The organism is Synechococcus sp. R8-2 (assembly GCF_047461715.1).
Classification (GTDB): Bacteria; Cyanobacteriota; Cyanobacteriia; order Thermostichales; family Thermostichaceae; genus Thermostichus.
In genome coordinates, this window is record NZ_JANSHQ010000040.1 from 1 (window position 1) to 7,180 (window position 7,180).

A 7,180-nucleotide genomic window follows, 5' to 3' on the forward strand; every position below is an offset into this window, starting at 1 on the left:
GTTGGCGTAGGATCCCAGATAAAAGAGGGCAAACTTCATGCCGGAGTACTCCGTTTGGTAACCGGCCACCAGCTCTTCTTCTGCTTCCGGCAAGTCGAACGGGATCCGCTCCGTTTCCGCCAGAGCCGAGATCAGGAAAATGACAAAGCCAATGGGCTGCCGCCAGACGTTCCAGCTCAGAATGCCCAGGCCGCTCTGCTGCTCCACGATCCCCACGGTGTCCAGGCCATTGCTCATCAGCACCACGGCCAACACCGACAGGGCCAACGGCAGCTCATAGCTAATCGACTGGGCCGCCGCGCGTAGCCCCCCCAGCAAAGAGTACTTGTTGTTGGAGCCGTAGCCGGACATCAACAGACCGATGGGTTGCACGCTGGAGGTGGCGATCAGGAAGAACACACCGATGGCAATGTTGGAGATCAACAGGTTTTGGCCGAAGGGAACCACCAGGTAGCACAGGAAGACCGGCAGGAAAACCAATATCGGCCCCAGCGTAAACAAGACTGGGTCGGCCAGGATGGGCAGAACATCCTCTTTAGTCAGCAGCTTGATGCCGTCGGCAATGGGGATCAGCACCCCCTGAGGGCCGGCCATGTTGGGGCCAATCCGCTGTTGGGCCGCTGCCGAGATCTTGCGCTCCAGCCAAGTCATGACCATCACCCCCAAGGTGGCGGCGATGATCAGCAGCAACATGGGCAGGGGCATCCAGAGGGCATGGGCTGCACCTGCTCCCAAGCCTAGGTTCTGTAGGGCAGTCTCGAAGCCAAGTTGTAGATCGATACCAGCGTTTGTCATGGGGGTGAGTAGCTCCCTAGAGATGGCGGGTTGGGTAGGGTTTGGGATCCCTGTAGCTAAGTTTTCCCGTTGGGATCCGATTGGGGGGGACGGTTGCGGCGGCGTAGCTCCTGCTGGATGATGGCCTGAAGGCGAGCATCAGATAGCTCTTCCGCGCGGCGGCGCCTTTCCTCTTGGTACTTAGCCCATTGCTTGGGGCCGATAACCGCAGCAATGACAGACACAATCAACAGCGGCAGAACCAAGATCGCCCAGGCCATCGCCTTTGTCCTCGCTTTCCGTAAGTATCTTAGCGATTCCTAGCGATCCACCTCGCCCATGATGATGTCAATGCTGCCGAGGATGGCGATCATGTCGGCTACCTTCATGCCGCAAATCAACTGAGGCAGTACCTGCAAATTGACAAAGCCGGGGGGACGGATCTTCCAGCGCCAGGGGCAAACGTTGTCGTCTCCCACGATGTAAATGCCCAGCTCTCCTTTGGCGCTCTCCACCCGCACGTAGGCTTCCCCCTTGGGGATCTTGAAGTTGGCCGAAGGCTTTTTGCTGATGAACTGGTAGTCGCCTTTGTTCCACTCCGACTTCGGCCCCTCCAGCATGCGCTTGGCTTCTAGGTTTTCAAAGGGGCCGCCCGGCAGAGCCTTCACCGCTTGCTGCACGATCTTGCAGGACTCGCGCATCTCTTTCATGCGCACCCGATAGCGGGCTAGGCAATCCCCTTCGGGATAAACGGCCACCTCCCAGTCGAAGTCGTCGTAGCATTCGTAGTGATCCACTTTGCGCAGATCCCAGTTGACGCCACAGGCCCGCAGCATGGGGCCGGACAGCCCCCAATTGATGGCATCCTGCTTGGAGATGGTGCCCACCCCTTCCAGCCGTCGGCGGAAGATGGGGTTGTCGGTCACCAGCCGTTCGTACTCATCCACTTTGGGCAAGAAATACTCGCAAAAGTCTAGGCATTTTTCCGTCCAGCCGTAGGGCAAGTCCACCGCCACGCCGCCCACCCGGAAATAGTTGTTGTTGATCAAGCGCATGCCGGTGACGGCTTCAAACAAGTCTAGGATCCACTCCCGCTCCCGCATGGCGTAGAGGAAGGGGGTTTGGGCGCCCAAATCCGCCAAGAAGGGACCAAACCAAAGCAGGTGGTTGGTGATGCGGGTCAGCTCCAGCATGATCACCCGTAGGTAGCTGGCCCGTCTGGGCACGCTGATCCCGGCCAGTTTCTCAACGGCATTGACGGTGATGGCCTCGTTGAACATGCCGGCCCCGTAGTCCCAACGGGAGACGTAGGGCAGGTATTGCACCACCGTGCGGTTTTCGGCGATTTTTTCCATGCCGCGGTGCAAGTAGCCAATCACCGGTTCGCAATCGACAATGTTTTCACCGTCTAGGGTGACCAGCAGGCGCAAAACCCCATGCATGGAGGGATGGTGCGGCCCAAAGTTGAGCAACATCCGGTCGGTACGGGTCTCGATCATGGGCATGGGCATAGCCGCCGCCTCCGCAACTGAAGAATGTTTATGGTCTGCAACATTTGCAGTATAGCGGTTTTCTTCTGCCTTCTCGGGATCCCATGCCATCAAGGATCCCAATCCTCGATATTGAAAATCTCCAGGGGAACTCAACTAGAGTGAGAGAAAAAGGAGGGAGACCGATGGCTATATCCCGTTCACCCGCGAATGGCCCATCCCGGAGAGAGCAGCAACATCCGCAGTATGCCACCGACCGGGCTGTGCTCGATGAGCTGATGGTGCAGGCCCAGGAGAGGCCCCTCTCGGATTGGGTACTGGCGGAAGTTGCCCGTTTGCGCATCCGTTACCACGGCTTCCCCGGCGCCTGGGATCTGCAGCGGGATTTGGATCAAATCCTGGAACAGTGGGGCCTGAGCGAAGAAGAGCTGTTCGCCCGGACTCGCCAGATCCATGCCCGCGGCCAGGTGTACGACCGCAGCTTTAGCACGCGAGACGACTGGGCCTAGTGGAGGGTTTGGGTCGGGATCCCTTACCCCCCTGAGAGAGGGGAGTTTGCCGGTTGTTCATGAGACGTGAAGTTGCTCGGCAAAGACGGGATCCAAAGGCACATCCAGGGCGGCAATCACCTTGGTCCAGAAGTTCATGAAGCCAATCCAAGCCGATAGCTCCACCAGATCTTCATCTGACCAAATGGCTTTTAGCTGGGCAAAGAAGCTGTCGGTCACCACCATGCTGGGCACGGTCATCCGCTCAGCGTACTCGATGGCCAGCTTTTCCGCCTCGGTGTAGAGGGTGCTGGTGCGGGCCTGGGCCACCGCCGCAATTTTGGCAGGGGAGGCGCCGTACTTTTGCGCCTGCAGGGTGTGGTAGGGAAGGCAGTAGTGGCGGCAGCCGTTGATTTGGGCAATGCGGATGCTGACCAGCTCCTTCAGCTCTTCAGGCAAGTTGGGGTTTTGGGTGTGCAGCGCCCCGTAGAGGTTCATCACGGCTCGCATCAGTTGGGGCTTGTGGGCCATCACCTGCAGGGGGTTGAGGGCGGTGCCGTAGGTTTTCTCCAGGCTTTCGTAAACCTTTTGCAGTTGCTTATCGGCTTTCTCTGGGGTAACAGGAGGGATCCGCATGGACGGTCTATAAATTGCAGCATTCTCGACTTTAGCGCGTCTGGGGGATCCACCCAAGCCTGAGGGGCGCTTCACGGTCTGGGGGAGGGATCCCTTCTCCCGTTGAGAAGGGGGCCTTGGTCTTTTGGTTTCGTTCCAGACACTCCTGCAGGGCTTGCAACCTGTCAAGGATTGCCCAAGGATTGCTCAACGGCTTCCACCTGCTGCTGGGTGGCGGTAGCCCCTTGGTTGAGGGTTTGCTGGATCTGTTCCCGAGATTGGTAAATCTGCAGCGGCCCACCTTGAGGGATCCCTTGCTGGGCAGCTTCTGGGCTGGCTTGCTCTGGTCTCGGCTCCGAACTCAGCGGGTTGCGATAGAGGCGGTTAACCAGCAAAAATCCCACCAGCACCACAGCAGTTGCCACCAAAAGCCGAACCATACTCGGATCCCTTGCAAGCATCTGGTTCTAGAATGCCCAAAAAGAGGAGCAGGTATCCGATGTCGGGCAAAGTTGCGCAAACTTCCCAGCCGGTACGGGTTGGCATTGGCGGCCCGGTGGGATCTGGAAAAACCGCTTTGGTGGAAAAGCTCTGCTTGGCGCTGCGGGACCACCTGTCTTTGGCGGTGGTGACCAACGATATCTATACCCGCGAGGATGCCGAGTTTTTGGTGCGGGCCAAGGCCCTGGAGGCAGAGCGGATCATTGGCGTAGAGACCGGCGGCTGCCCCCACACCGCCATTCGGGAAGATGCCTCCCTCAACCTAGACGCCATTCAGGAGCTGGAGCGCCGCTTTTGCCCCCTGGATCTCATCTTGGTGGAATCGGGGGGGGACAACTTGGCAGCTACCTTCAGCCCGGAGCTGGTGGACGCCTGCATTTACGTCATCGACGTGGCCGAAGGGGACAAGATCCCGCGCAAAGGCGGGCCGGGGATCACCCGCTCCGACCTGCTGGTGATCAACAAGATCGATCTGGCTCCCTATGTGGGAGCAGACTTGGGGGTGATGGAACGGGATGCCCGTCGCATGCGGGGAGATAGGCCCTTTGTCTTTACCAACCTGCGCACGGGCGAGGGGCTGGAGCAGATTCTCAGTTGGCTGGAGCGGGAGGTGCTGTTTCGCCCCATCAAGGCCGACCCCCCCTCGGTGAGCCGCCTGTGAACTTCGGTAAGGCCATCTTGAAGGCAACCCGCCGAGGCGACCATACCCACATTTGGGAGTATTCTCAGGCTCCCTTGCAATGGCTGGGATCCCCTGGGGAGCCACCTGTGTACTACCTGCGCAACCCCAACGGCGGCCTGCTGGGTGGGGATCGCCATCGGATCGAGATCGGGCTGGGGCCAGGCTCGGCGCTGGAAATTCGCACCCAAGGGGCAATGCGGCTACATCCCGGCTTGATTCGGCAACAGGTCAAGGTCAAGCTGGCCCCCACCAGCCAGTTGATCTGGATCCCTCACCCGACCATTCCGGGGGCAGGGGCAGACTTTCGCCAGCAGGTGCAAATTGAGCTGGATCCCACAGCCCGCCTGGCCTATGCCGAGATCTGGACTGCCGGACGGCTGGCCATGGACGAACGCTGGCAGTTTGAACATCTTGCCAACTGCTTGCAAGTTTGGGTCACTGCTGGGATCCCATCCTCCCCCGAGGGGAGAAAACTCTGGCTGCAGGAACACATAGACCTGCACTTTCCCCATCGGCAGGTCTCCGCCGCGTCAGTGCTGGGATCCCATCTCTGTTGGGGATCCCTGTACTTGCTGGGGGATTGGCCGGAACCCACTTGGCTGACCGTTCACATCAGCGGAACGGAGTCCCCATACTGGCTGGTCAAGTCTCCGGATCCCATCTGTAAGGGTTGGATTCTGCGCCAGGTGGGGCCACAGGCAGAGGCCATTTGGCGGCATTTTGGCCAGGTTGCACTACAGCTTGCTCAAGCCAAGGGTGGCTCACCCCAGGGGTGGTAGACTAAGGCTGACTCAAACCAACTGGTTGACCCAAGGCCGGGACGGAGTCCTTTGAACGCTGCTCAACGGATTCTCAGACGCTCTGTCCTCAGGGGGCGAAGTCGCTGGCTGCTCCTCTACGAGAAGGGGATGGCCCTGCTGGCCCTGAGCAACCTGTGCTTGGTGCTCTTCGACATGAGCTATGTGCCTGGGCGAGATTTTTGGCTCCAGGGTCGGGTGCAAATTTTTGGCGCCTTTGGTCCTCCCATTCCGCTGCCGATTCTCTCCGAAGAAACCAGCCGTTCCCCGGTGACCGACCTATACGATCCCATCAAAGGTATCGAGCCCAACCCCGAAACCCAGCGCTACTTGGCCTTGGTGGATGAGCTGCGCCAGGTTACCCTGCGGTTTGGCGTGGAGTCGGAAGCGGCAGCACCAATCCTGGCCCGCTTGCGGGAGCTCAGCGACGAGATGATTGAGACCAATCCCTTTCAGGGCGCCAACAAAACTGGCCAGTTTGTGCGTATCCTCAATTTGATGCGGGAGCACATCCCAGAAGCCGACTCTGCCAGAGCCGCCTTTGCCCGCTTTTGGACTGCTGAGTACTTGGCCGGCGCCGATCCCGCAGATGGAATTGAATTTTTCCAGACCCGGCTGCGCCCCCTCTTTGAGACCAACTATTTCCGCCCCATTGGCGAGAGCGGTAACCCCGTTGACTTTTTCCCGGTGCTGGATTTTCCCTTCGTGCTTCTGTTTGGGCTGGAATTTTTGCTGCGCACGGTGGCCATCAGCCGCCGCTACACCGGCGTCAATTGGCTGGATGCCATGCTCTGGCGTTGGTACGATGTGCTGTTGCTGCTGCCCTTTTGGCGCTGGCTGCGGGTGATCCCCGTCACCATCCGGCTGGGACAAGCACAGTTGCTGGATCTGGAGCGGGTACGCGCCCAGGTGAGCCAGGGCTTTGTTACCAACTTCGCCGAGGATCTGACGGAAGTCATTGTCGTGCGGGTGATCAACCAAATCCAGGTATCCATTCAGCGGGGATCCCTGCCCCTGCTGCCGGCAGCGCGTACCCAGCGCGACTACATTGATATCAACAACACCAACGAGCTGGAGGCGATTGCCAACCTGGTTTTTCGCATTGTTCTCTACCGCGTTTTGCCCCAGGTGCAACCGGAATTGCAACAACTGCTCCGCTACAACCTGGATGGCCTGCTCAAGCAGTTGCCTGCCATGCAAACTCTAGAACAGCTTCCCGGCCTGGGATCCCTGCCTGGCCAACTGACGGAGCGCCTGGCCAACGAGCTGACCACCACCACCTACAAAACCCTGACGGGCAGTTTCGAGGATCCCGTCGGCTCCAAGCTGGCAGCGCAACTGATGCAGCGGTTTGGTGAAGTCTTGGCACGAGAACTCACCCAGGAGCACGCTTTGGAGGAAATTCGCTCTCTCCTGCAAGACTTGCTGGAAGAGATCAAAATTAACTACGTCGAGCGGCTATCCCACGAGGATCTGGAGGAGGTGATGGAGCAAACCCGCCAGCTTCGGCAAAAGGCCCAGCAACTGGAGAAAGACCGCCGCAACTAGGGTTGGGAGGATTGGTTGACGAGGTTTCGCCAGTTCAGTAGGATAATGGTTCCAAGTCGGGCGAGTGGCGAAACTGGTAGACGCACCGCACTCAAAATGCGGCGGGAAACCGTGTCGGTTCGAATCCGACCTTGCCCATGATTTTTAGTCTGCTGTGACGAGCTGTAAGGCTCGCTGCTTTCTGGGTTTGGTAGGTTGATCCGTCTTGCCTCTTCTCACAGGGGTTTGGTGATAGAACCAGCCAAGCCCTTCTGGAGCAGGGTGCCAGCGGGACGGAGTCCTTAG

9 protein-coding genes and 1 tRNA gene are annotated in these 7,180 nt (G+C 59.0%); 5 read left to right on the forward strand and 5 right to left on the reverse strand.

The window, feature by feature from the left end:
- From NW819_RS01080 to NW819_RS01090, 3 genes are all read right to left on the reverse strand, one after another.
- The coding region (locus NW819_RS01080; RefSeq protein WP_414412632.1) for an NADH-quinone oxidoreductase subunit H at positions 1–795 on the reverse strand (795 nt) is incomplete at its 3' end.
- Between the two features lie 56 nt (positions 796–851).
- Positions 852–1,055 carry a hypothetical protein gene (locus NW819_RS01085; protein ID WP_011432507.1) on the reverse strand — a complete coding sequence of 68 codons (204 nt, stop codon included), beginning with the start codon at positions 1,053–1,055 and terminating at the stop codon, positions 852–854.
- Positions 1,056–1,094: 39 nt separating this feature from the next.
- Positions 1,095–2,279, reverse strand: a complete 1,185-nt coding sequence (locus tag NW819_RS01090) for an NAD(P)H-quinone oxidoreductase subunit H (protein WP_414412634.1) — start codon at positions 2,277–2,279, stop codon at positions 1,095–1,097.
- A gap of 170 nt (positions 2,280–2,449) precedes the next feature.
- Here NW819_RS01090 and NW819_RS01095 point away from each other — a divergent pair, with 170 nt between their 5' ends.
- Positions 2,450–2,773 carry a DUF3288 family protein gene (locus tag NW819_RS01095; protein ID WP_414383787.1) on the forward strand — a complete coding sequence of 108 codons (324 nt, stop codon included), beginning with the start codon at positions 2,450–2,452 and terminating at the stop codon, positions 2,771–2,773.
- A gap of 57 nt (positions 2,774–2,830) precedes the next feature.
- Here the strand turns inward: NW819_RS01095 and NW819_RS01100 are convergent, their stop codons facing one another.
- Both NW819_RS01100 and NW819_RS01105 read right to left on the reverse strand, forming a co-directional pair.
- Positions 2,831–3,388, reverse strand: a complete 558-nt coding sequence (locus tag NW819_RS01100; protein WP_414352218.1) for a carboxymuconolactone decarboxylase family protein — start codon at positions 3,386–3,388, stop codon at positions 2,831–2,833.
- Positions 3,389–3,552: 164 nt separating this feature from the next.
- Positions 3,553–3,807 (reverse strand): hypothetical protein, encoded by a 255-nt coding sequence (locus tag NW819_RS01105; protein WP_041436298.1) that lies wholly within the window; start codon positions 3,805–3,807, stop codon positions 3,553–3,555.
- A 59-nt stretch (positions 3,808–3,866) separates the two neighbouring features.
- On the opposite strand from NW819_RS01105, the gene ureG reads away from it, so the two are divergent.
- The 4 genes from ureG (at position 3,867) to NW819_RS01125 (ending at position 7,033) form a co-directional block, all read left to right on the forward strand.
- Complete coding sequence (gene ureG, locus NW819_RS01110) at positions 3,867–4,529, forward strand: urease accessory protein UreG (protein ID WP_414412633.1); 663 nt, start codon at positions 3,867–3,869, stop codon at positions 4,527–4,529.
- A complete protein-coding gene (locus tag NW819_RS01115) occupies positions 4,526–5,329 on the forward strand; it encodes an urease accessory protein UreD (RefSeq protein WP_414352216.1) in 804 nt (267 codons plus the stop codon). Before ureG ends, NW819_RS01115 begins: the two co-directional genes overlap by 4 nt.
- Before the next feature lie 51 nt (positions 5,330–5,380).
- The gene (locus NW819_RS01120) at positions 5,381–6,895 is read left to right on the forward strand and encodes a hypothetical protein (protein ID WP_414356074.1); all 1,515 of its coding nucleotides are present in this window, start codon (positions 5,381–5,383) and stop codon (positions 6,893–6,895) included.
- A 58-nt stretch (positions 6,896–6,953) separates the two neighbouring features.
- Positions 6,954–7,033, forward strand: a tRNA-Leu gene (locus NW819_RS01125).
- Positions 7,034–7,180 lie beyond the last annotated feature (147 nt).

What these genes read in the sequence shown, in the direction of transcription:
- ureG (WP_414412633.1), top strand. Translation starts at nt 3,867, where the DNA reads ATGTCGGGCAAAGTTGCGCAAACTTCCCAGCCGGTACGGGTTGGCATT.
- NW819_RS01100 (WP_414352218.1), bottom strand. Translation starts at nt 3,388, where the DNA reads ATGCGGATCCCTCCTGTTACCCCAGAGAAAGCCGATAAGCAACTGCAA.
- NW819_RS01090 (WP_414412634.1), bottom strand. Translation starts at nt 2,279, where the DNA reads ATGCCCATGATCGAGACCCGTACCGACCGGATGTTGCTCAACTTTGGG.
- NW819_RS01095 (WP_414383787.1), top strand. Translation starts at nt 2,450, where the DNA reads ATGGCTATATCCCGTTCACCCGCGAATGGCCCATCCCGGAGAGAGCAG.
- NW819_RS01105 (WP_041436298.1), bottom strand. Translation starts at nt 3,807, where the DNA reads ATGGTTCGGCTTTTGGTGGCAACTGCTGTGGTGCTGGTGGGATTTTTG.
- NW819_RS01085 (WP_011432507.1), bottom strand. Translation starts at nt 1,055, where the DNA reads ATGGCCTGGGCGATCTTGGTTCTGCCGCTGTTGATTGTGTCTGTCATT.